The 21,141-nt window shown below is 67.0% G+C and carries 25 protein-coding genes and 1 tRNA gene; 11 read left to right on the top strand and 15 right to left on the bottom strand.

All coding sequences use genetic code 11. The features are described from left to right. Positions 1–22: 22 nt before the first annotated feature. A complete protein-coding gene (locus HTZ84_RS00345) occupies positions 23–814 on the bottom strand; it encodes a helix-turn-helix domain-containing protein (RefSeq protein ID WP_254612537.1) in 792 nt (263 codons plus the stop codon). Positions 815–910: 96 nt separating this feature from the next. On the opposite strand from HTZ84_RS00345, the gene HTZ84_RS00340 reads away from it, so the two are divergent. Continuing rightward, positions 911–1,129: a YgaP family membrane protein gene (locus tag HTZ84_RS00340; protein WP_174678853.1), complete on the top strand. Its 219-nt coding sequence runs from the start codon at positions 911–913 to the stop codon at positions 1,127–1,129. Between the two features lie 60 nt (positions 1,130–1,189). Here the strand turns inward: HTZ84_RS00340 and HTZ84_RS00335 are convergent, their stop codons facing one another. The 3 genes from HTZ84_RS00335 to HTZ84_RS00325 form a co-directional block, all read right to left on the bottom strand. Next, positions 1,190–2,881: a bifunctional N(6)-L-threonylcarbamoyladenine synthase/serine/threonine protein kinase gene (locus HTZ84_RS00335; RefSeq protein ID WP_174678852.1), complete on the bottom strand. Its 1,692-nt coding sequence runs from the start codon at positions 2,879–2,881 to the stop codon at positions 1,190–1,192. A gap of 118 nt (positions 2,882–2,999) precedes the next feature. Continuing rightward, entirely contained in the window at positions 3,000–3,134 is a 135-nt protein-coding gene (locus tag HTZ84_RS00330) for a 30S ribosomal protein S27ae (RefSeq protein WP_126661995.1), read from the bottom strand. Further along, entirely contained in the window at positions 3,135–3,458 is a 324-nt protein-coding gene (locus HTZ84_RS00325) for a 30S ribosomal protein S24e (RefSeq protein WP_008894027.1), read from the bottom strand. 191 nt (positions 3,459–3,649) lie between these two features. On the opposite strand from HTZ84_RS00325, the gene HTZ84_RS00320 reads away from it, so the two are divergent. Continuing rightward, complete coding sequence (locus HTZ84_RS00320) at positions 3,650–4,897, top strand: PQQ-binding-like beta-propeller repeat protein (RefSeq protein WP_174678851.1); 1,248 nt, start codon at positions 3,650–3,652, stop codon at positions 4,895–4,897. Positions 4,898–4,899: 2 nt separating this feature from the next. After that, positions 4,900–5,694 carry a hypothetical protein gene (locus tag HTZ84_RS00315; protein WP_174678850.1) on the top strand — a complete coding sequence of 265 codons (795 nt, stop codon included), beginning with the start codon at positions 4,900–4,902 and terminating at the stop codon, positions 5,692–5,694. Between the two features lie 5 nt (positions 5,695–5,699). Here HTZ84_RS00315 and HTZ84_RS00310 read toward each other — a convergent pair whose 3' ends face one another. Continuing rightward, a complete protein-coding gene (locus tag HTZ84_RS00310; RefSeq protein WP_174678849.1) occupies positions 5,700–6,731 on the bottom strand; it encodes a WD40/YVTN/BNR-like repeat-containing protein in 1,032 nt (343 codons plus the stop codon). A 126-nt stretch (positions 6,732–6,857) separates the two neighbouring features. Here HTZ84_RS00310 and HTZ84_RS00305 point away from each other — a divergent pair, with 126 nt between their 5' ends. Continuing rightward, positions 6,858–8,336: a sensor histidine kinase gene (locus HTZ84_RS00305; RefSeq protein ID WP_174678848.1), complete on the top strand. Its 1,479-nt coding sequence runs from the start codon at positions 6,858–6,860 to the stop codon at positions 8,334–8,336. A gap of 120 nt (positions 8,337–8,456) precedes the next feature. Continuing rightward, entirely contained in the window at positions 8,457–8,768 is a 312-nt protein-coding gene (locus HTZ84_RS00300; RefSeq protein ID WP_174678847.1) for a hypothetical protein, read from the top strand. A 121-nt stretch (positions 8,769–8,889) separates the two neighbouring features. Here HTZ84_RS00300 and HTZ84_RS00295 read toward each other — a convergent pair whose 3' ends face one another. Beyond that, entirely contained in the window at positions 8,890–9,147 is a 258-nt protein-coding gene (locus HTZ84_RS00295; RefSeq protein WP_309138843.1) for a hypothetical protein, read from the bottom strand. A gap of 357 nt (positions 9,148–9,504) precedes the next feature. Here HTZ84_RS00295 and HTZ84_RS00290 point away from each other — a divergent pair, with 357 nt between their 5' ends. Beyond that, a complete protein-coding gene (locus HTZ84_RS00290) occupies positions 9,505–10,479 on the top strand; it encodes a phosphotransferase family protein (protein ID WP_174678845.1) in 975 nt (324 codons plus the stop codon). Positions 10,480–10,758: 279 nt separating this feature from the next. Here HTZ84_RS00290 and HTZ84_RS00285 read toward each other — a convergent pair. The 8 genes from HTZ84_RS00285 to HTZ84_RS00250 form a co-directional block, all read right to left on the bottom strand. Next, a tRNA-Ala gene (locus HTZ84_RS00285) sits at positions 10,759–10,830 on the bottom strand. Positions 10,831–10,917: 87 nt separating this feature from the next. Beyond that, positions 10,918–11,274, bottom strand: coding sequence for a hypothetical protein (locus HTZ84_RS00280; RefSeq protein ID WP_174678844.1), 357 nt, complete (start codon positions 11,272–11,274; stop codon positions 10,918–10,920). Positions 11,275–11,341: 67 nt separating this feature from the next. Continuing rightward, on the bottom strand, positions 11,342–12,034 hold the full coding sequence (locus tag HTZ84_RS00275) for a rhomboid family intramembrane serine protease (RefSeq protein WP_174678843.1): 693 nt from the start codon (positions 12,032–12,034) through the stop codon (positions 11,342–11,344). Between the two features lie 277 nt (positions 12,035–12,311). After that, positions 12,312–12,620, bottom strand: coding sequence for a 30S ribosomal protein S10 (gene rpsJ / locus HTZ84_RS00270; protein WP_004215311.1), 309 nt, complete (start codon positions 12,618–12,620; stop codon positions 12,312–12,314). Beyond that, positions 12,621–13,883, bottom strand: coding sequence for a translation elongation factor EF-1 subunit alpha (tuf, locus tag HTZ84_RS00265; RefSeq protein WP_174678842.1), 1,263 nt, complete (start codon positions 13,881–13,883; stop codon positions 12,621–12,623). Between the two features lie 312 nt (positions 13,884–14,195). Then, on the bottom strand, positions 14,196–14,585 hold the full coding sequence (locus tag HTZ84_RS00260) for a NifU family protein (protein WP_008894013.1): 390 nt from the start codon (positions 14,583–14,585) through the stop codon (positions 14,196–14,198). Between the two features lie 95 nt (positions 14,586–14,680). After that, complete coding sequence (locus HTZ84_RS00255) at positions 14,681–16,090, bottom strand: LVIVD repeat-containing protein (RefSeq protein WP_174678841.1); 1,410 nt, start codon at positions 16,088–16,090, stop codon at positions 14,681–14,683. 138 nt (positions 16,091–16,228) lie between these two features. Beyond that, positions 16,229–17,200, bottom strand: a complete 972-nt coding sequence (locus tag HTZ84_RS00250) for an ROK family protein (RefSeq protein ID WP_174678840.1) — start codon at positions 17,198–17,200, stop codon at positions 16,229–16,231. A gap of 146 nt (positions 17,201–17,346) precedes the next feature. Here HTZ84_RS00250 and HTZ84_RS00245 point away from each other — a divergent pair, with 146 nt between their 5' ends. Next, the gene (locus tag HTZ84_RS00245) at positions 17,347–17,799 is read left to right on the top strand and encodes a hypothetical protein (RefSeq protein WP_174678839.1); all 453 of its coding nucleotides are present in this window, start codon (positions 17,347–17,349) and stop codon (positions 17,797–17,799) included. 128 nt (positions 17,800–17,927) lie between these two features. Here HTZ84_RS00245 and HTZ84_RS00240 read toward each other — a convergent pair whose 3' ends face one another. After that, entirely contained in the window at positions 17,928–18,392 is a 465-nt protein-coding gene (locus HTZ84_RS00240) for a universal stress protein (RefSeq protein ID WP_174678838.1), read from the bottom strand. 102 nt (positions 18,393–18,494) lie between these two features. Between HTZ84_RS00240 and HTZ84_RS00235 the strand changes: the two genes are divergently transcribed. From HTZ84_RS00235 to HTZ84_RS00220, 4 genes are all read left to right on the top strand, one after another. Beyond that, positions 18,495–19,235 carry an SDR family NAD(P)-dependent oxidoreductase gene (locus tag HTZ84_RS00235; RefSeq protein ID WP_174678837.1) on the top strand — a complete coding sequence of 247 codons (741 nt, stop codon included), beginning with the start codon at positions 18,495–18,497 and terminating at the stop codon, positions 19,233–19,235. Between the two features lie 335 nt (positions 19,236–19,570). Then, positions 19,571–20,035 (top strand): MOSC domain-containing protein, encoded by a 465-nt coding sequence (locus HTZ84_RS00230; protein WP_174678836.1) that lies wholly within the window; start codon positions 19,571–19,573, stop codon positions 20,033–20,035. After that, positions 20,032–20,604, top strand: a complete 573-nt coding sequence (locus tag HTZ84_RS00225; protein ID WP_174678835.1) for a cysteine hydrolase family protein — start codon at positions 20,032–20,034, stop codon at positions 20,602–20,604. Before HTZ84_RS00230 ends, HTZ84_RS00225 begins: the two co-directional genes overlap by 4 nt. Before the next feature lie 62 nt (positions 20,605–20,666). Next, positions 20,667–21,134, top strand: a complete 468-nt coding sequence (locus tag HTZ84_RS00220) for a phosphopantetheine adenylyltransferase (RefSeq protein ID WP_174678834.1) — start codon at positions 20,667–20,669, stop codon at positions 21,132–21,134. Positions 21,135–21,141 lie beyond the last annotated feature (7 nt).

Here is a 21,141-nt window from a genome sequence, read left to right as displayed (position 1 = left end):
GAGTATTTGGTGATCCTCTCCGTCAGCGGAATCGAACGCCCGAGGGGCCTCGAGAGCGCCGGCCCGTATCGCGGTTCCGCGGGGACGAGAGCCGCCGTCCTACCGCTCGAGCAACGCCCCGATCAGCTTTGACTCGGCCTTCTGGAGGTGCTCCGCGGCGGTCGCGGTCGCACAATCGAGTTCGTCGGCGACGTCTGCTCACGGCGCGAAGCGCCGTTCGCATGGTCCGCGGGACCTCCGGTCCCGCGCTATCGGTCGTCGTCGCCTCGCGGGGAACGTCGTAGTAGCCGATCTCGAGGGCGGCCTCGACGGCCTCGCGCTGGCGCTCGGAGAGGCGTCCGACGGCGCTCTTCGGGGCGACGGTCTCCCCGCCGACCGCCTCGACGGTGACACCGACGCCGTCGGGAACGCCTTCGACCGCGTTCTGGATGTCGGCGTCCGTCCCGATGATCGAGAACGTGTTGGTCCCGTCGTCGTTGCAGACGATCGGCGGGACGGTGATCAGGCTCCCCCGCGTGAAGTTCTCGAACAGGAGCCGTGCGGCGTCGGCGACCGCTCCCTCGAGAAAGCAGTGACACTCCCGATCCGCGAGCGGGAGGAGTTCGTACTCGTCGGCGTTCTCGCTGGCTTCGAGTTCCGCCTCGAGCCGTCGGTAATCGCCGCGAAGCCACAGTAGGAACGCCGTCGGCGGCGACGCGACGTTCCAGTTGATGATGTGGACCCGCTCGAGGTACGACGCGCCGCCCGCGAACCGCCGGTACAGCGGCGGCGCGTAGTCGCCGGCGGGGTCCAGGGTGATGCGAATGCGTTTCATCGATCGGTTGCTGTCGGACAGTCAACAGGCGGCGTAATAAATGCGTGCGAGATATTCGGCCACACGGATTCCACTCGGCCGCCCGTAGGACCGCGTATGCAGCGAAACGTCGGCGGACTCGATCGCATCGCACGCGGCGTGCTCGGCATCTGGCTGGTCGTGATGGCCGCGGCGGCCTACCAGGACGACAAACGCGAGCGCGCCGCGATAGCGGGCATCGCCGGGCTCGGGCTCCTCCAGAACGTCTGGATGGGCTTTTGCGGCGGGAACTACCTGCTCGGGGTCGATACGACGGACTCCTATAGCGTGGAGTAACGAGACCTCGAGTATCGAATCGGCGAACAAAGAATCAGCGACCGACGGCCTCGAGACGCCTTACTCCTGGCCGTCGTCGCTGACGTACCGGCCGCGCCCCTCGACGTCCCGCAGGCGCTCGAGCACTCGCTCCTCGCCGACCTCGCGGTAGCCCTCCCGCAGCGCCTCGCGGAGCGGGTCGGGGTCGTCGGCGGTGCCGACGAGGCTCTGGTCGAAGACGTGGATGTCCATCGCGTAGTCCTCGACGTGGTCGGTGTGGTAGCCGAGCCCGAAATCGATGAGGACGGTCCGCTCGCGGGCCTCGGCCGCCCGCTCGGTTCCGGAGGCATCGGGGTCCGCGGACCCGACGCGGACGTTCCGCGTCGTCGGATCGCCGTGGACGAACCCGGCCCGGTGTAGCCGCGCGAGGTGTCGCCCGACGTCGCGAACGCGTTCGGCGGTCAACTCGTCGCGGAGATCCCATTTGCCGACGTACTCGAGTTCCAGGCGCGCCTCCCGCGGATCGACGTCCGAGAGCACCGGCGTCGGCACCCCCTCGCGGCGCGCGAGGCTGGTCAGGCGGGCCTCGAGGGTCGTCCGCTCGCGGCGCAGTCGGTCGTCGAGTTGCGGGTGTCGGTAGGTCTTCGACTCGCGGCGTTTGGTGACGCGGCCGCGAGCGGGCTCGAGGTCGACGAGCGCTTCGGCGCCGCGAACCTGCGTCTCGCCGCCGTCCGCTCCGCGGCCGGCCGCGAGCTCCGGTTCGTCGCTGCGCCACGTGACGGGGACCTGATCGGGGCGATAGTTCGGATCGACGCGAGACTCCTCGATCGCGAGGGTGTCGCCGGCGTCGTACATCTTCGCGCCGAGCACGGCGATCATGCCGGCGTTGTCCCGGAGAAATCGGGGTTCGGGCGCGTGGAACTCGGCCCCGCGCTGGGCGCACATCTCCGCGAGCATCTCGCGGAGGCGCTCGTTCTGCCCGACGCCGCCGCCCAGCACGAGTTCGTCGCTGCCGGTCAGCGAGAGCGCGCGTTCGGCCACTTCGGTCAGCATGCCGAAGATGTTCTCCTGCAGGGAAAAGCAGATATCCTCGACCGGAACATCGTCGTCGTACCGCTGCTTGGCGGCGCTCATGATCCCCGAGAAGGAGAAGTCCATCCCCTTGACGACGTAGGGGAGGTCGACGTACTCGCCGTCCTCGGCGGCCGCCTCGACTTTCGGGCCGCCGGGGTGGGACCAGCCGACGTGGCGGGTGAACTTGTCGATCGCGTTCCCGACGCCCGTGTCCATCGTCTCGCCGAGCACGCGGTAGCGGCCGTTGCGGTAGGCCAACAGGTGGGCGTTGGCGCCGCTGGCGTTCAGACAGACCGGCGAGTCGAAGTCCGCCGTATGGCGCCCGATCTCGAGGTGGGCGACCATGTGGTTGACCCCGACGAGGGGCACCTCGAGCGCCTGCGAGAGCGCCCGGGCGGCCGTGCCGACGATCCGCAGGCAGGGGCCGAGCCCCGGCCCTCGAGAGAAGGCGACGGCATCAACGGGTGCCTCGTCGGCGGGCTCGTCGTAAGTCTCGCGGGCGTGCTCGAGGGCGGTCTCGACGACGCGGGGGATCGCGTCGTGCATGTGTTCGGCGGCCTCGCGGGGGTGGATGCCGCCGCTGTCGGGTTGGTAGGCGTCGCTCTCGATGAAGACGTCGTCGGTCGCGGAATCGTACACGGCTGCGCTGGCCGCCCAGGCGGTGCCTTCGATCCCGAGGATTCGGATGTCAGAACTCACGGATTACTACTGCGACTGCTCGGTCGGTCGGTTCGCGCGGAGAGAAGGCCGCTACTTGCTCACGGACGCAATGCGTCCGTTCGCATCTTCGAGGACTCTCGCTGCGCTCGATCCCTCGCTATTCCCACTCGGTGTACCCGCACTTGCCGCAGTGCTGGCGGTCACCGTGGTCGGCGAGGAAAGCGTCCCCGCAGCGGGGGCACTGTTCGCGCTCGGTGCTGCCGTCGTCGTCGTAGAGTTCGTGTCGTGGCATTTATGCTTCCTCCGCTTCGGCGTCCGCCTCGGCCTCGGCCTCTTCGGCGCCGATCTTGTTTCGCTCGAGCATGTGGTCCTGCTCGACGTCGCGGGCGTCGTCGGCCGTGTCGTAGACCTTGGCCTCGCCGACGGTCTTTCGCATCCCGAACTTCGTGTCGAGTTTGCGGACGACGACCTCGTCGGCGTCCTTGTTCAGTTTGGCCGCGAGACTGTCCCGGACCTGCAGGCGCTCCGGCGTCGCGTCCTCGTGGGACAGTTCGAAGGTCACGTCGGTTCGATGCAACATGGGATTCTCCGTTTCGGAGATGATGTCGACGTCCATGATATCACTCAGTTACCCTACTATCCCCGTGTCGCGACTAAAAGGATTTCGAAGCACCCCACCGTTGCCGACCGACGGGACGATCCGCGATCGACCCGCGCTCGTCGACCCCCCGAATCCGTCGGCTCGTGGTTGAATTCGGCCCGAAGCGATGAAAGAACTTACACGTCCGCCGCGCGACGGGTCGATCGATGCCCTCCAGACGACGACTGCTCGCCGGCGTCGGACTCGGCGCCGTCGGAATCGCCGGCGGCGCGAGCGTTCTTGACGTCGAGTTCGCCGCCGACACCGCGTCCGCCTCGACGAGCGGCGAGACCGACTGGCCGATGGTACGCTACGATTCCAGTGGAACCGGCTACAATCCGAGCGCGACGGGACCGAAAGACGGCGTCGAGGGCGCGTGGCAGCAGGACACGGAGTCGAACATGTACGGACTGTCGGCGCCGATTCTCGTCGGGGAGACGCTGTACGCGGTCGGTCAGCAGTCGCTCGTCGCGTTCGAACGCGACACCGGCGAAATTCGGTTCACGCGGGACGGCCAGTACTGGTCGTCACCGGCTCGAGCCCCGGCGCAAGCGTATCGAAGCGACACCCTCGCCGTCTGCGGCCGAGAGGGACTATACGGCCTGAGCGCCGGCGGCGGATACGAGGTGCTTGGCCGGTCGATCGGCACCGAACGATGGCACAATCCCGGTCAAGAGAGCCAGCGGTGGTCCAGTTCGTCGCCGCGGGAACAGTCGCCCGTCACCGCGGACGAAACGGTGTACGGGATCGTCCCGAACACCGACCGCGTCGTCGCGCTGGATGCGAGCAGCGGTCGCGTCCGGTGGGAGCGAACGGTCGGCGACGAACGGTCGACCGGATCGAATCGGCCGGCGGTCCGCGACGGGGTCGTCTACGTCTCGAGTTATCCCGGAGACGTCGTCGCCTTCGACGCCGAAACGGGCGACGTTCACTGGAGCGCAAAACCGGATCCCGGGGAAGAGACGCCGATGACCTACTACGAGTTCCACCCGCCGACGGCGACGGACGAGGGACTCGTCGTTCCCTATCGGACTGGCGTCGTGTTGCTCGATCCGGCCGACGGCAGCGTTCTGTGGGAGTACACCCACGACGGGAACGCCACCGACGGCAGCGCCGCCGTCGCCGACGGAACGGTGTTCGTCACCGACGGCGAGGAGTCGCTGCACGCGATCGACCTCGAGCGCGGCGAGCGGGAGTGGACCGCCGAGTACGTTCCCGACACGGATCCGGTCGTCGCCGACGGCGTCGTCTACCTCGGGTATCAGTTCCCAGAACTGGTCGCGATCGACGCCGAGACGGGCGAGCAACGGTGGCGCTACGAGGAGTCGATATACTTCACGCAGCCGATCGTCGGCGACGGCGTGCTGTATGTCCTCACCGACGACGGGCTGCTCGCCCTCGAGGAGGCCGAGTAACAATGACTGACGGACGCGATCATCAGTCGAATCCGCCCGAATTCCGCCGGGGGCAGCGAAACCCGCTCTCGGTCGCACTCTCTCGCCTTCGGTACGATCCCGTCCTCTTCGTCCCGTTTCTCCTCGTTGGGCTTCTCCTCGCGGTCGTCGACTGGCGCCACCGACGCGATCCGATTCCGACCCTCGAGCGGACGGGACTGAGTACGGACGGAGTCAATATTCAGATCGAGTACGTCGGCTATCCGACGGGGATCGGCCAGACGCTGCGCCCGCTCGAGTCGCTGATCGGGCTCGAACCGCACTACCTCGGCTGGGGGCTCGCCCTGTACGTCCTGCCGTTGGTCGCAGTCACCGTCGCCGGCGCCGCCACGATGGCCCGCGTGATGGATCGACCCGTTCGGATCGAAGCCGTCGCCTCGCTGTTCGGATTCGTCGTCGCGCTGGACCTGCTCCAGCGGCTGTTCGGTTCCATCGCCGTCCTCCAGGAGATGGGGCTATGGGGGTTCGTCCCCTTGGCGATCTACTTCGCGCTGTTCGTGCGGCTCTTCCTCGTTCCGGGACTGCTCGTCGCCGGGCGACCGCTGCGGCCGGCACTCCGGGAGAGCGGCCGGTTTGCGGACGGACGCGGCTGGTCTCTCTTCGCGCTGCTCCTCGCAATCGGACTCTCGGCGTGGCTGCTCTCGCTTCTCCCGGTCGTGGGGCCGGTGCTGAGCAGCGCCCTCGTCGCACCCGTTCACGCCGTCGCGATCGGTATCGTTCTCGAGCGAGACGGTGCCCTCCGGCAGTCGACTGGGTGACTCGATTAGTCCGAAAGCGCAACCAGTCCGCGCGGCGCCTGCGCCTCGAGGCCTTCTCCCCAGTCGGTATCGATAGCCGCCCAGGAGTCGCCGAAGTCCTCGCTGCGGAACAGGCCGCGGTTGTGCAGCGCGTAGACGACGCCGCCCGCGTCGGTGGTCTCGAAGACGGCGCGGACGACGCCCGCGCCCGTCGGAAGGCCGCGGCCCTCGAGTCGCTCCCAGGGCTCGTCGCCGAGCCGACGGTAGACGTGCGAGTCGGCCCGCTCGGCCGTGTGGGCCGTCCGGGCGCCGCTGGCGCTCGAGACGATGACCGCGTCGGGGTCGGCGGGGTCGACGGCCAGCCCCCAGCAGTAGGTGTGCTCGAGGCCCTCCTGCGGGCGGCGCCACGAGTCGCCGCCGTCGTCGCTCACCGCGTAGCCGTCGCCGGCGGCAGTGTAGACCCGGCCCTCGCGGTCGCCGTGGGTCGCGAGCGTGTGGTTGTCTCGGCGCGACCCCTCGGGGCGATCGCGCCACGTCTCGCCGCCGTCGGGGCTCAGAACGAACGCGCCCGCTTCGATGCCGACGTAGAGTCGGTCGGGGTCGACGGGGTCGACCTCGAGCCAGCGGACGTGGTGGGTGTGGGGTCGCGGCGGGAAGGCCCACTCGTCGGCCGACGGGAGGTCGGTCAGCCCCTCGAGGTGCGTCCAGGTGTCGCCGCCGTCGGCCGAGCGGTAGACGCGGCTCGGTTCGGTTCCGGCGTAGACCACGTCCGGATCGCGAGGGCTGATCGCCAGCGCCGTGACGGCCTCGCTGACGAAGTCCGTCTCGAGGCGTTCGAACTCTCGTTCTCCCGGCTCCGTGGCCCGTCCGCGGGAGCGATACAGACCGTCTTCGAAGGTGCCGACGAAGACTCGCTCGGGGGCCGCCCGCGAGGCCGCGAGACACTCGATCCGGTGGCCCTCGAGTCGAGTGCTCGCGTGGCTCATCCCGCCCGGTTCGGATTCGTCGCCCGCGTAACAGCGGAGCCGGTCTCGCATCGCCGCGTAGAGCGTCCTCATGTGGCTCGAAGACGACGTCTATCACCAAACAAGTCGGGGTCGGCGAACGGAGTCGCCGGCCGAGGTGTCGAGAGAATTGCCAATTGATTTATCATCGTCGTCTTCCCATCACGTACTGTTCCGACGATGTTCACCAGTGCTCGCCGCACGTCGACGTACGTCCGGGAGTACTCGGTTCCGATCGCCGGGCTCGGGTTGCTCGCGATCGTCGCCGCGTACGTCGCGACGTTCGGCGGCCCCGTCTTTCTGCTCGTCCTCGAGGCGAGCGTCCCGACGACGATCGGACTCGGCCACGTCTGGTACGGGCTGCGGACGCGGACCGACGAGGAGACGACGCGGCGGGCGGACATCGTCACCGTCGGTTCGATCACCTGCGGCGCGATGGTCGCGCTCTTCTGTGCCTGGTGTATCTACCTCCTCTCCGTCAGAATGGACTTTTCCGGCGGGTTAACCCAGCCGGTGATCAGCGCGCTGAGCACCGGGATGGCCTTCGGCGGCCTGCTCGGCCACACCTACGTCGAGTTCACCCACTACTACCGCGAGAGCGAACGGCTCTCGCGGGCGGTCGACGCCTCGATGGACGGGATCGCCGTCGTCGTCGACGACGAACACGCCTACGTCAACGACGCCTACGCCTCCCTCTACGGCGTTCACGACGCGGCGACGATCGAGGGGACCGAGTGGGCCGAGCGGTACACGAACGCCGCGCAGGCGACGATCGACCGCGAGGTGCACCCGGCCCTCGCCGAGCGAAACTACTGGCGCGGAACGTTGATCGGTCAGCGGGCCGACGGGACGACGTTTCCCCAGGACGTGACGGTCAGCGCCCTCGAGCACGGCTACGTGGTCGTCGCCCGCGACATCACCGAACAGCGCGACCGGGAGCAGCGGATTCAGGTGCTCAACCGCGTCCTCCGGCACAATCTCCGGAACGCCGCGACCGTCATCAAGGGCCACGCCAGCCTCATCAGCGAGAAACAGCCCGCCCTCGAGCGCGAGCACGTCAGACCGATCCTCGAGGAGACCACCGACCTGATCGAGACGGCCGACAAGGCCCGCGGCGTCGAACGGACGCTCGAGCGCAACGGGGACGCCGATCTGATCGATGCCACGGCGGCGGTTCGCTCGGTCGTCGACCGCGCGCGGGCGGCCTACCCCGACGCGCGGGTCCTGTCCAGAACCGACGAGTCGGGGGCGAGGGCGACCACGCCGACCGTCGACGGCAGCGTCGTCGACGCCCTGAACGAACTCGTCGACAACGCCGTCGAGCACAACTCGGCCGCAGACGAAGCGGGGACGGACGGCCCGACCGTCGAGGTCGCGGTCCGAGCCGTCGACTACGACGGCGAGCTCCGACTCGAGTTCACGGTCGCGGACGACGGCGACGGGATTCCCGAAACGGAGCGCCGGGCGGTCCTCGACGGCGCGGAGACGCAACTCGAGCACGGCTCCGGACTGGGGCTGTGGCTCGTCAACTGGATCGTCCAGAACGGCGGCGGCGACCTGCGGTTCGCCGACCGCCCCGACGGCGGGACGGTCGTGACGCTGTCGTTTCCGTACGAGTGCGCCGCCGGCCCGAGACCGGTCCTGATGGAGACCCCGTGATCCGCGCGCCGCGGCGGCGTCTCGAGCCCCGCGTAGCGCGGCGTCGGTCGGCCCGACAGTCACGGCATCGAGAGTACCACCTACATTAATATGACTCGAATTCCTACCGATCGGTCGAGTATGCCCGTCCAACCCCCCGCCCCGTCGACCCCCGACCGCCCCCTCCCCGCGGGCGAGGACCGAGTCCTCGCGACCACGTCCCAGCTGGCCGGCCGCGTCGAAGACGTCCTCGACTGTCGGCTCAACGCGGCCGTCCTCGAGGACCTCCTGCTCGAGCTCGACCGCGGCGACTTCGTCGAGTGGGTGACCGTCACCCGCAATGGCGAGTACGTCTGGGACCTGAGCGACGCCCCCGAGCGGATCGGCGACGTCGTGGCCGCGCTCGTCGTCGAGCGTCTCGAGCAGTGGCTCGAGGCGCGGACTGACGCTTGAAACTCACGTCTCCGTGACAGAGCACGAGGGCATCGACGAGATTTCGGTCCGTGACAAGACGATCGGGATCGAGACAGACAAGCGGGATCGCAGCTTCAAGGTCCCCGGAACGGTTTACTCGCTAGCTGACGAGCGCCTCGAGGAACGCCTCCCCGGTCAGGAGGAGGATGACGTTGTTGCTCGCACAGAGAGCGTACACGAGAACGGCACCGATAGCGAACAGTGCATCGTACGGTTTCGAGAGGTAGTGTCCGATCAAGACGATTCCGGCGGCGTAGATGCTTCCCGCAAGAACGACACCGGGTAACCCGATCAGCTCGTAGAAGCGGATCGTAATCGGATTGAGTTCGCTGGCGTACGGGTCGAGAAAGAGGAACACCGTAGCGACGAGGTCGGCCAGCCAGAAGATACCGAACGAGAGACGTATCGATGGGTTTGGTGGCCGCTTTAGCGCTACTCTGCGAGTCGTTATCGGTTCCATACCAGCCCTGAAGCCGGAGAACGCGATGTTGTTACGCCTAACGAGGTAGGGCGCGGTAGCGGCTGCTGATGTAGAGTTCTAGCGTATAGACATTCAAAACGAGTGAATCGAGGACCTCGCAGGCGACGCAACGCGATCGCGGGCCGACCCCGCCTTCAAGGGGCCGGGTACATTCAGTTCGGTGCCCTTCTGTAACAGCGTCGTTGCTCGACACAGAGCGAAGATTCTTCTGCAATTATACACTATCCAACACAAATGGGGGAGATTCTTTCCGATGCATTAGAACGGGCGTTCCCGGACCGTAACGTCTCTGAGATAGACAGCCCCTCAGAATCCCAGCATCCATGGAATCAAACCTATCGGATTTCGTTCTCTAACGGCGAGCAGGCATATCTCAAACTGGTGACTGACGGTGGTATCCGTCGGATTCGAAGGGCCGGTGCAGTTCTTCGGTATCTCAACGCCCGTGCAGAAATCCGGGTGCCACCCGTACTGTCCGCTCGCGTGCAAAGCGAGCCGTATTATCTCGCGACTACTGCCCTCTCAGGTGAACCCATCGTTACCCGTTGGTCAGGTGTATCAACCGCCAAGCGCGAGTCGATGCTGTATCAGGTCGGTCAAGCGATAGCGAATCTGCACTCAGTTCGATTCGAGGAAAGCGGGCGGATTCTGGGGGGAACGGCCGACAACCTCTCCCTCGAAGAAGGCCCGTGGGTTACCGTCCTCTGTAATACAATCGAAGAGCGCGTACGGACGGTTTTCTCTGACCGCTTCAAGGAATTTCCGAACCTCGTGCAACAAGTTCTCAAGGAACACCGCGAGGGACTCACTGATGTCCCGGTATCGCTCCTCCACGGCGACCCAAATCGGAAGAACTGCTTAGTCCAGTCGAACGATTCCACGGTCGGACTCGTCGATTGGGAAGAATCGCTTGTCGGTGACCCGTCGTTTGACCTCTGCCGTGTAGAAGCGACACAGATCGAGCAACCGCCAGTCCACGACCCCGACCGACTTCGGCGGGCACTACGAGCGGGGTATCGAAATCAAGCTGGTAGCTTACCCGAGGGGTATGAAAAGCGGATTCCGCTGTATCGAATCGTTACCTTCCTCAAACCGGCTCAGACGTTCGAATTCTGGGCACCGGAAGCCGACGAACCCGTTCCGGAATTAGCGACGTGGATTCGTGACGAGATGCAGCGTCGAATCACTGCTCTTGAGTCCGATAACTAAACACCACGGTTGAAGAAGCACGGATGCCGACGCAGTATGATGATTACGGTGTCGGCGCCAGCCGAATGGACTCGCCGGGAGTCACGCGAGCGAAACGAGTGTGACTACGGCGAGTCCACGACTGAACGAGCGAAGCGACGTGAAGAAGTGGACTCGCCGGGATTTGAACCCGAAGGAAGACGGTCGCTCGCTCCGCTCGCGCTGCGACTTCCAGGGCTTCAAATCCCACCTTCGACGACTATGTGCGCCGCTCGCGAATTTGCTCGCGGCGCAAAATAGTGGACTCGCCGGGATTTGAACCCGGGGCCTCTTCCTTGCGAAGGAAGCGATCTGCCACTGATCTACGAGCCCTCGCCCCTTTCTAACCGGGGTTTCTATTTGTAGCTTGTGTTTCGGAAGCGGCGCGACAGCCGTCCCCACGCTCGAGTCGGCACACGATCACCGCTCGAGCACACCACGAACGTCCTGCACACCCAGTACCGCCAACACGCCGGCGGCCAGCAGGAGCACGAGCGCGACGGTCCCCATCCCGGCCGCCGAGAACGTCAGCGCGAAGTGGGTCGCGAAGGCCGCCCAGAGAAACCAGATCCCGGCCCACCGCCGGACGCGGACGAACGCGCTCGCGGTCACGACGCCGGCGTAGGCTAGCAGGGCCGCGGTCCGGGAGAGCGAGGCGGTTCCCTCGAGGAGCAGCCGGCCCGCAAGGAGGAGGATGACGGCGGCGACGGCCGCCCACGCGAAGTTGAGCTCCCGCTCGGCGACGTCGATCGCCCGCTGGACCTGAGTCGGTGCCATACGTTCCGTACGAACAGACCGGAAAAATACCTTGTCTCTCGGTGGTTCGACTCGAGGTCGACGCTCCTCAGAGCCGCGCGGGTCCCGACCGCGAGGAGGAGCCGACGTGGAGGACTCGAGCGCGGCCGGCCGCCAGGCCGAGCAACAGGCCGGTGAAGTGTGCGAGCAGGGCGACCCCCGGCGAGGCGGTGGCCATCGTGACGGCGATCGCGAGCCCGAGGAACACCAGCGCCGACAGCCACGCGGGGACCTCGACGAACGAGGCCAGGCTGGCCGACAGCCGGTTCGAGGCGATCAGGTAGCCAAGCAGGGCGAAGACCGCGCCGCTGGCGCCGAGCACGCCGCCCGTCGCGGGAACCGGGGTCACCAACGCCGCGACGTTCGTGAGGAGGATCTGGGTGACGCCGGCGACCGCGCCCGTCACCGCGAAAAACGCGTGGAATCGGAGCCGCGTCGTCGCGCGTGCGACCGGCCAGCCGAAGACGATCAACGCGAGGCTGTTCGAGACCAGATGGCCGACGCCGCCGTGGGCGTAGACGCTCGTCACGACCGTCCACGGGTTCGTCGACAGCGGCGGCGCCAGGACGAACAGGCCGGCCATCAGCCCGACGCTGAGCAGCGCCGCCACCTGCTGGAGGACGAAGACGACGACGAAGACGGCGAGCAGATCGATAATCGGGCTACTCGAATCGTCGGCCGGCGATTCGGCGCCGGTCCCCGACCGCATCCCGATCCCCGACTGCGACGAGCGATCTGCCATGGAGACTAGTGGGACCGCGCCCCCCAAAAGTGTCCGCGTCGACACCGGCGGCTATGGATCGCCTACTGTGAGCCCCGGTGGTAATTCGGCGGCGGGAAATCGACCACGGACGCTTCGGCCCGCTCGAGTCGGAGTCGGTCGAACGAAGCGGTGGCGGTCGGAGTGCACTCGAGAGAGAGACCGGCGCCGTGGCGTCGCTGACTCACCGCTCTCGATACTCTCGACGGCTGCACCGCTACCGGACGGAAAGAAACGGCGAAAACCGCAACCGCGATCGTCAGTCTTCGAGGACGATCTCGATCGAAACGTCGTTCGGCACCTGAATGCGCATGAGCTGACGGAGTGCGCGTTCGTCGGCGTCCAGATCGATCAGGCGCTTGTGGACGCGCATCTCCCAGTGCTCCCACGTCGCGGTGCCCTCGCCGTCAGGCGACTTCCGGGTCGGGACCTCGAGGGTCTTCGTCGGCAGCGGGATCGGACCGCTCAGGTTGACGCCGGTGTTGTTCGCGATCTCGCGGACGTCGTCGCAGATGTCGTCCAGGTCGTCCGGACTGGTACCCGCGAGTCGAACGCGTGCCTGCTGCATTTATTTCTCGTTGACTTCGAGGACCTTCCCGGCCGCGATGGTCTGACCCATGTCGCGGATGGCGAAGCTCCCGAGCTCGGGAATCTCGCTGGACGGCTCGATGCTGAGGGGCTTCTGCGGACGGATGGTGACCACAGCAGCGTCGCCCGACTGGATGAAGTCGGGGTTCTCCTCGGCGACCTCGCCGCTCGAGGGGTCCATCTTCTTGTCGATGGACTCGATCGTACAGGCGACCTGAGCCGTGTGGGCGTGGAAGACCGGCGTGTAACCGGCCGTGATCACGGACGGGTGCTGCATGACGACGATCTGGGCCTGGAACGTCTCGGCGACGCTCGGCGGGTCGTCGGCGGGGCCACAGACGTCACCGCGGCGGATGTCGTCCTTGCCGATGCCGCGGACGTTGAATCCGACGTTGTCACCGGGTTCCGCCTTGGGCACCTCTTCGTGGTGCATCTCGATCGTCTTCACTTCGCCGCCCACGTCGCTGGGCTGGAAGGAGACGTTGTCGCCGGTGTTCAGGAGACCGGTCTCGATACGTCCGACGGGGACGGTACCGATACCCGAGATGGTGTAGACGTCCTGAATCGGGAGTCGGAGCGGCGCGTCCGTCGGCGGCTCCGGCGCCGGCAGGTCGTTGAGTGCCTCGAGGAGGATTTCGCCGTCGTACCAGGGCGTGTTGTCCGACTGCTCGGCGATGTTGTCGCCCTCGAACGCCGAGATCGGGATGAACGAAGCGTCGTCGGTGTTGAACTGGACCTGCTTGAGCAGCTGGGTCACTTCCTCGACGACCTCGTTGTACGTCGACTCCTCGTAGTCGACGATGTCCATCTTGTTGATGCCGACGATGAGCTCGTCGATACCGAGGGTACGAGCCAGGAAGACGTGCTCCTGGGTCTGGGGCGCGACACCGTCGTCAGCGGCGACGACGAGGACGGCGTTGTCCGCCTGGGATGCGCCCGTGATCATGTTCTTCACGAAGTCTCGGTGGCCCGGACAGTCGACGATGGTGAAGTCGTAGGCGTCCGTCGAGAACTCCTGGTGGGCGATGTCGATGGTGACACCGCGCTCTCGCTCTTCGGCGAGGTTGTCCATGACGTAGGCGAACTCGAAGCCGCCCTTGCCCTTCTCCTCGGCCTCTTCTCGGTGCTGTTCGATGACGTGCTCGGGTACGCTCCCCGTCTCGTAGAGGAGTCGTCCCACGAGCGTACTCTTCCCGTGGTCAACGTGGCCGATGATGGCCAGGTTCTGGTGTTGGTCGCTCATTGTTGTAGCTCACGCGCAGAGGCGCTTATATCGGTCTCTTTGGCTCGTTGCGGTTAAAACCATTTCGAAAGCGTATTCAGCCGAACCCGACGCCCTCTTGCGGTTTGCTGAGCGTTCACACGGACCGAAAGGTCCGACGCGGCGGTCCCCACACGGCAGACGGCGGCGGTTGACCGCCGCACGGGCAGTCGATTTCGATAGTCGAACCACCCCGTTCGACGGGGTCTCGAGAAGTACTTGTGTGGAAAACCGTTTCGACTCGAGCGATCCAACGCTACGCGCGAAACGAGGACGAAGAGCGAAGACGTCGACTTAGAGGTGGTCCTTCCCGGGGTTCGAGGAGCCCCAGTCGCCGCGGCCGCCCTCCGTACGGTCGACGCCCATGATCGATTCGGCCTGGTCGGGACCGCCGAGTTGCTCGCGGGCGTCGGGCACGCGGACGGTGACCTCGTCGATCTCGGGCCACTTGATGAGTTCGGCCTCGATGTTGCCCGTCGTGACGTCGCTGACCGAACAGCCCTTGCAACCGCCGCCGAGTTCGATGATGACCTCGCCGGTCTCGGAGTCGACCTCGCGGACGGCGCTGGTCCCGCCGTGCATCTGGATGATCGGCATCTCCCGGCTGAGCCAGGTCTCGACGCGCTCTCGGAGCGACGGCTCGCCGTCGGCTTCGGCGTCGGACACCGCGTCGGAATCAGTCATTAGTCGGTCTAACACGCGAGCGCTGAATAAGGTTTTGACGCGTGTTAGCTACTATCAGGATCGTTCCTGACGGTTTCGGAGCGGCGCGCGCTCGATCACCGACCGTCGTCGCGACGGCGAATCCACTCGAGGGCGGCCGCGCCGCCGGCGAGTCCGACCCCGGCGCCGAGCCCGCCGAAGCCGGGAACCCGATCGCTGAGGGCACCGATCGCGCCGCCGTCGGTGTCGTCGCCGCCCGTCTCGAAGTCGCTCTCGAGTCCGGTCGGGAACGTGTACAGCGCGCCGTCGATGTCCGTGGCGGGAATCCGCGACGTGCTGCTCGCGACGACCGTCGCGCCGTCGTTGGCGACGCGCGCCGTCCAGAGCGCCGCCTCGTCGGTCGCTCGCCAGTGGGCGAGTTCCTCGGGGGCGGCGGGATCGCCGACGTCGTGGATCTTGATACCGCCTTGGTACCAGGCCGAGTAGAGGCGGCCGTCGCGCAACTCGAAGTTGTGCGCGGTCGTCCACTCGCCGCCTCGGCGGGACGCGTCGTCGCTTTCGGGCGGCTCGATCGACGCCAGCGGGTCCGGCGCCGTCGGATCGGTGACGTCGTAGAGGTCGATTCCACCCGGACCGTCCGGCGCCGAGCCGCCAGTCGTCCAGGACTCGCGACCGACCGCGAGGAGGTCGCCGACGTCGTCGACCGCCGCGTAGTGATCGTTACCCGGCAGGCCGTAGACGGCCTCGCTTCCCCCGTAGCTACGGTCGTCGCCGACGTCGGGGTCGCGCACGTTCGAGACGTACTCCGGGGCGCTCGGATCGCTGACGTCCACCAAGTAGGTGCCGGCGTCCCAGAACGGGAGGAACGCGAGGTCGTCGCGGACGGTGACGTCGTGGAGATAGTGGGCGTACCAGTAGACGTCTTCCCACTCGGGCTCGTGATCGAGGAGGGACCAGCGGCCGACCTCCTCGGTGTCGTCGTCGCTCGTGTCGTAGATGACGAGCGCGGTATCGTCGGGACCGTTGGCGACGACGTACAGCAGTTCGTCCGCGAAAAAGCAGTTGTGGATGTGGAACCCGGTCTCGTAGCGGTCGACGACCGCGGGGTCAGCGGGGTCGCTGACGTCGTAGAGTTCGAACCCGTTGAACTCGCCGAACCCTTCGTCTGCGGGCCCGACGACCGCGAGTCGGTCGCCGTCGACTTTGACGTCGAAAATCCGCGTGAACTCCCGGCCGTCGACCTCGAGCTGATTTCGTTCGGCGAGCGGCTCCGGCGCGGTCGGATCGCCGAGGTCGACGGTCGCGAACCCGTACGTAGTGGCGAGGTACGCCGTCTCGCCGCCGTCGTCGACGACCACTTCGGCGGGGTCGCCGCCGGATAGCTCGAGCTGCCCGAGCGGTTCGAACGGGTCGGGGGCCTCCTGGCTGGCGCGCGGCGTCGCTGCGGCCGAGCCGGCGGCCGCTCCCGGGACGGTCAGGGCGGCGCCGGCGGCCCCGCCCGCCCGGAGGAATGCTCTCCGCTGCATACGTCATCAACTGTCGCTCGCGTCAAAAGTACGTGGAAAGCGGACGCAAAGGTCGGTACGTCGTCGCCGCCTCGGCGTCGAGACCGGATCGGAGCCCGCCCTCGAGGCGCCGTCGGTTCGAGGTTCGAGAGCCGAGCGTCAGAGTTGCTTGCGGTCGCCCGTGCCGCCGGTCAGCGCGCTGGCGAGGGCGCCCTCGAGGACGACGTCGTCGCCCATATCGGTGACCGTGATCTCGGGAACGTTGGTCATCACCATCTCGGCGACGCGCTCGCGGATGGGATCGACGACCAGTTCCTCGTTGTGGAGGGCGACGGCGCCGCCGAAGGAGACGACGATCGGAGCGAAGGAGTGGATCACGTTCGTCACGCCGATCGCGTTCCAGTGAGCGAGTTGCTCGATGGTGTAGTCGGCCAGTTCGTCCTCGCCGGCCAGTTCGAAGACGTCCTTGGCCGTGAAATCGGGACCCTCGAGGGGAAGGTCAGTCGAGATCGTCGGATCGTCCTCGGCGAGCAGCCGGGCGAAGTCGGGGATCGCGTTCCCCGAGCAGTAGGCCTCCCAGTGGCCGTCGCGGCCGCAGCCGCAGGTCAGCCGACCCTGCGGATCGACGACGCAGTGGCCGACCTCGCCGGCGTTGCCGTCCCAGCCGCTCATGATCTCGCCGTCACAGCAGACGCCGGCGCCGACCCCCGAGGAGATCGTGATGTAGACCATGTCGTCGGGGTTGCGATCGGCGTGGAACCGCTCGCCGATGACGCCCGCGTTGGTGTCGTTGTGGAGGTACACCTCGTCGCTGTCGATCAGTTTCGAGATCGGTCCCGTCAGCGGGATGCGATCGATCGAGTCAGGCAGGTTCGCCGGATCGATGACCGCCCCTTCGGCGAGGTCGAACGGACCGATGGAGCCGATCCCCGCCGCGACGATTTCAGTGGGTGCGATACCGGCGTCGCCACACGCTTCGCGAAGCGTCCGCAAAACGCCTTCCGTGACGTCGATCCCCGTCGGGCCACGCGGTGTGGATCGTCGGCTCACACCGATCGTCGTCCCGTCGTCCTCGGCGACGACGGCACGGACGTTCGTCGCGCCGAGATCGACGCCCGCATAGTAGTCCATGCTATCCTAGGGACAATCGCGCCCGTACTTAACTACTCAGATTATACTCGCCGACGAGTATTGTTTCCAATACGTTACGCCCGCGCCGTTCCGTGATCGCGGTCGCCGGGGACAGTTGTATGCGGTGTGATGACGTACGCCTAGGTATGGCCACAGAGGAGACACCCAGCGAGACCGACTCCGCCCCCGACCCGGCCGACGGCGAGTCCGAACCTGCTCCGGATCTGGCCGAGGCCGAGCGGCGCGCAGTCCACGAGGTCGAACTCGCCCTCGAGTGGTTCCAGCGCGCCCAGGGCCAGTTGCTCGCGTTCCACCACGCGACGGGCCACGGAATGGACCACCTCCGGGAGGCCGAACGGCTCCTCAGGGAGAGCGGTCGCGACGACCTCGCCGACAGTGTCCGGGACGAACTGTTACCTCACGGCGTCGTCGACGACGACCGCTGGTCGTACGACGTCGTCGAGAACTATCAGCGAACGCTGCTGGCCGAAGCGCGCAGTCTCGAGAGACGGGTCCGCCGGGAACTGACCGGCGGCCGGCGACACGTGGCGGAGCGACGACAGGAACGAGCGTGGAAGGAGCGGGCCGACGAGGGGTAGGTCCGTTCGTCGCCCGTCACCGTCGCGCGATCGCAGCGGTTCGGTACTGGCGACCCGGACCTGACGGCCCAGTACCGATCGATCCGATACCCGTCCTAGCCGGGACGAGCGAACGACGCGAGGACGGCTCAGTTGCCGTGATCGTCGTTCCGGACGAAGGTGACGGGACACGGCGCCGACAGCATGACCTCCTGGGCCGTCGATCCGAACACCGCCTTCCCGGTCGGCGACCGGCGACGGCCCCCGACGACGACGCGGTCGGCGTCCGTGCTGGTCGCGAGATCGACGATCGTCGGGCCGTGTTCGCCGACCGCACCGCGGGTCTCGTAGTCGACGCCGTACTCCTCGAGGGTCTCCTGTAAGTCGAGGACCGTCGAGTGGCGGCGGGCGACGTCGTCGGGGTCGATCTCCGTCTGCTCCCGGTCGAACTCGAGTCGGGAGAGGACGTCGTCGTACTCGCTTTTCGTGAAGACGTGGGCGAGGACGACGGTCGCGTCGGCGGGTTCGGCGACTTCGACGACCGCCTCGGCCAGTTCGTCGATTCGTTCGGCGTCTCCCGGTCCGACGGCGAGTAGCACTGTTTCTAACGTCATACTGATACCTCTCTCGGGCAGCACCGTAAATCCACTTCTACCGCGGCCCCCGTGAGCCCTCGTTCCGGGCGTTTTTTCCACGCCGTCGCCGACGGGAGCGACATGGACGGACCAGACCTCTCGGACCGGACGGTACTCGTGACGGGCAGCGCGCGCGGCGTCGGTCGCGAACTCCTGCTTTCGACGGCCGACCGCGGCGCGAAGACGGCCGTTCACTACCACACGAGCGCCGACGCGGCCCGCGAGGTGGCCGCCGAGGCCGAAGCCCGCGGCGCCCCCGAAACGATGACAGTGCAGGGCGACGTCACCGACCCCGAGAGCGTCGACGGCCTCTTTTCCGCCGTCGAGTCGGAACTCGGGAGCGTCGACGTCCTCGTCAACAACGTCGGCGATTTCGCGCCCGCCCACTGGGCCGACCTCGAGTTCGAGACCTGGAACCGCGTCCTCGAGACCAACCTCAACGGCACCTACCTCTGTTCGAAGCGCGCGCTGCCGGAGATGCGCGAGGGCGACTACGGCCGGATCGTCAACGTCGGTTACGCCTCGAGCGAGAAGGGCCTCGTGAGCCCGAAGAACTTCCCGTACTTCGTCGCGAAGGCCGGCGTCCTGATGTTCACCCGGATGCTCGCCGCGGACACGCAGGACGACCCCGTCACCGTCAACGCCGTCTCGCCGTACGTCGTCGAGAACTCCGACGAGTTCCCCGACGAACTCCCGCGGGACCGGCCCGCGAGCTTCGAGGATCTGATCGCGCCGCTGTACTTCTTCCTCGATCCGGACAGCGAGTACGTCAGCGGCGAAAATATCGAAGTCGACGGCGGCTGGCTGCCCGAGACGGTGTGAGCCGCCGGCGGTTACGCGTGGTCTGCGGTGGCGCGCGCTGTCGGCGTCGAGCGCTAGCAAGACGGCCGATAAAGCCGTGCGAGGTCTTCGAGAACTTGTGAGCGAAGTCGTCTCGTGACTGAGCGAAGCGAACGGTCGAGGAGGGTGTGGAATCCCTCGTGTCCGCGGTAGCAGGACATGCGTCTTCGCCCCAGTTCACCGTCGGATCTCCCGTTCAGTACACTGATCGATGCACAGCCGGTTCGTGAGAGGCAGCCGAACGTGTCAGGGGGGGTGCCCGGTATAATCGAGTCGCCAAACCATAACGACTTCACACGACCCCTCGATGCACCGGTATGAACGGTAGCGTCCGATCGATCCGCGTCGCATCCGAACGGGGGGCGCCGACGGACCGAGTCGAAGAAGCGACGGCCGTCGCCGGTCGCGGACTCGAGGGTGACCGCTACTTCGACACCGAGGGAACGTTCGCCGACCGCGAGGGCAGCGATATCACCTTCATCGAGCGCGAGGCCCTCGAGGCGGTCGAACGCGACTACGACATCGCCCTCGAGCCGGGCGTTCACCGCCGGAACGTCACGACCGAGGGCGTCGCGCTGAACCACCTCGACGGGGAGCGGTTCCGCGTCGGCGACCTCGTCTGCGAGGGGACGGAACTCTGCGAACCGTGCGCCTATCTCGAGCGCCACCTCGAGGAGCGGGGCGTCCGCGAAGCGCTGGTCCACAGGGGCGGCCTCCGCGCGCGGATCCTCGAGGGCGGCGTCCTGCGACCGGGAGACGACGTCGAACCGCTCGAATCATGACGGACGCACCGACCGACGCCGACCGCCTCGAGCACGCCGCGCTCGTCCTCGTCGACTTCCAGCGAGGGTTCGACGGTCCCTCGTGGGGCGACCGGAACAACTCCGACGCCGAGACGAACGCGGGGCGCCTGCTCGAGCGCTGGCGCGACGCCGACCGGCCGCTGGTCCACGTCCGCCACGATTCGACGGACCCGGACTCGCCGCTGCGAGGCGACGACCCCGGATTCGCGTACAAACCCGAGACGGCGCCTCTCGAGGGCGAGCCGACGATGGTGAAGTCGGTCAACAGCGCGTTCATCGGGACCGATCTCGAGGCGTGGCTCCGCGAGCGCGGTCTCGAGACGCTCGTCGTCGCCGGCCTCACGACCGACCACTGCGTCTCGACGAGTACACGGATGGCCGAGAACCTCGGCTTCGAGCCGATCGTCGTCGCCGACGCGACCGCGACCTTCGACCGCGAGTTCGACGGCGAGCGGTTCGACGCCGAGACGGTCCACCGCACCGCGCTGGCCCACCTCGAGGGGGAGTTCGCGACGGTCGCGACGACGGCCGACCTGCTCGAGCCGTGACGGACGACGGCCGACCCGACCCGAGACGCACAGTTATGGGGCTTCCCGTACTCGGCTGAGCCATGCGAGTGGCAGTCGCCGGTACGTTCGGCCCGCTCCACGACGGTCATCGGAACCTGTTCGAACACGCGCTTCGGTTCGGCGAGGACGGCGTCGTCGTCGCCCTGACGAGCGACGATCTGGCGGTCGAGACGCGCCACGAACCCCGGGAGATCCCCGTGTTCGACGAGCGCGTGCAGTCAGTGACCGACGCCGTCGCCGAACTCGATACGTGGGGCCGCGAGGTCGAGGTCCGGGAACTGACGAGCGAGTACGACATCGCCGAGGACGACCCCTCGATCGACGCGCTGGTCGTCTCCCCCGAGACGGCGCCCGAACTCGAGGCGATCAACGACCGGCGCCGCCGCCGCGACCTCGAGCCTATCTCGGGAATCGTCGCCCCCTACGTCCTCGCCGCCGACGGCGAGCGAATTTCCTCGACGCGGATCGTGAAGGGGGAGATCGACGAACACGGAACCGTCCTCGAGTGAGGGACAG

The sequence above is a fragment of the Haloterrigena gelatinilytica genome (assembly GCF_013342145.1).
GTDB classification, from domain to species: Archaea; Halobacteriota; Halobacteria; order Halobacteriales; family Natrialbaceae; genus Haloterrigena; species Haloterrigena gelatinilytica.
Note: the sequence above shows the minus strand (reverse complement) of the source record. Positions and strands in the feature narration are given on the sequence as shown.

Coding starts and splice junctions, on each gene's coding strand:
- HTZ84_RS00345 (WP_254612537.1), bottom strand. CDS start 814: ATGAAACGCATTCGCATCACCCTGGACCCCGCCGGCGACTACGCGCCG.
- HTZ84_RS00340 (WP_174678853.1), top strand. CDS start 911: ATGCAGCGAAACGTCGGCGGACTCGATCGCATCGCACGCGGCGTGCTC.
- HTZ84_RS00330 (WP_126661995.1), bottom strand. CDS start 3,134: ATGCCACGACACGAACTCTACGACGACGACGGCAGCACCGAGCGCGAA.
- HTZ84_RS00325 (WP_008894027.1), bottom strand. CDS start 3,458: ATGGACGTCGACATCATCTCCGAAACGGAGAATCCCATGTTGCATCGA.
- HTZ84_RS00320 (WP_174678851.1), top strand. CDS start 3,650: ATGCCCTCCAGACGACGACTGCTCGCCGGCGTCGGACTCGGCGCCGTC.
- HTZ84_RS00315 (WP_174678850.1), top strand. CDS start 4,900: ATGACTGACGGACGCGATCATCAGTCGAATCCGCCCGAATTCCGCCGG.
- HTZ84_RS00310 (WP_174678849.1), bottom strand. CDS start 6,731: ATGAGGACGCTCTACGCGGCGATGCGAGACCGGCTCCGCTGTTACGCG.
- HTZ84_RS00305 (WP_174678848.1), top strand. CDS start 6,858: ATGTTCACCAGTGCTCGCCGCACGTCGACGTACGTCCGGGAGTACTCG.
- HTZ84_RS00300 (WP_174678847.1), top strand. CDS start 8,457: ATGCCCGTCCAACCCCCCGCCCCGTCGACCCCCGACCGCCCCCTCCCC.
- HTZ84_RS00290 (WP_174678845.1), top strand. CDS start 9,505: ATGGGGGAGATTCTTTCCGATGCATTAGAACGGGCGTTCCCGGACCGT.
- HTZ84_RS00280 (WP_174678844.1), bottom strand. CDS start 11,274: ATGGCACCGACTCAGGTCCAGCGGGCGATCGACGTCGCCGAGCGGGAG.
- HTZ84_RS00275 (WP_174678843.1), bottom strand. CDS start 12,034: ATGGCAGATCGCTCGTCGCAGTCGGGGATCGGGATGCGGTCGGGGACC.
- rpsJ (WP_004215311.1), bottom strand. CDS start 12,620: ATGCAGCAGGCACGCGTTCGACTCGCGGGTACCAGTCCGGACGACCTG.
- tuf (WP_174678842.1), bottom strand. CDS start 13,883: ATGAGCGACCAACACCAGAACCTGGCCATCATCGGCCACGTTGACCAC.
- HTZ84_RS00260 (WP_008894013.1), bottom strand. CDS start 14,585: ATGACTGATTCCGACGCGGTGTCCGACGCCGAAGCCGACGGCGAGCCG.
- HTZ84_RS00255 (WP_174678841.1), bottom strand. CDS start 16,090: ATGCAGCGGAGAGCATTCCTCCGGGCGGGCGGGGCCGCCGGCGCCGCC.
- HTZ84_RS00250 (WP_174678840.1), bottom strand. CDS start 17,200: ATGGACTACTATGCGGGCGTCGATCTCGGCGCGACGAACGTCCGTGCC.
- HTZ84_RS00245 (WP_174678839.1), top strand. CDS start 17,347: ATGGCCACAGAGGAGACACCCAGCGAGACCGACTCCGCCCCCGACCCG.
- HTZ84_RS00240 (WP_174678838.1), bottom strand. CDS start 18,392: ATGACGTTAGAAACAGTGCTACTCGCCGTCGGACCGGGAGACGCCGAA.
- HTZ84_RS00235 (WP_174678837.1), top strand. CDS start 18,495: ATGGACGGACCAGACCTCTCGGACCGGACGGTACTCGTGACGGGCAGC.
- HTZ84_RS00230 (WP_174678836.1), top strand. CDS start 19,571: ATGAACGGTAGCGTCCGATCGATCCGCGTCGCATCCGAACGGGGGGCG.
- HTZ84_RS00225 (WP_174678835.1), top strand. CDS start 20,032: ATGACGGACGCACCGACCGACGCCGACCGCCTCGAGCACGCCGCGCTC.
- HTZ84_RS00220 (WP_174678834.1), top strand. CDS start 20,667: ATGCGAGTGGCAGTCGCCGGTACGTTCGGCCCGCTCCACGACGGTCAT.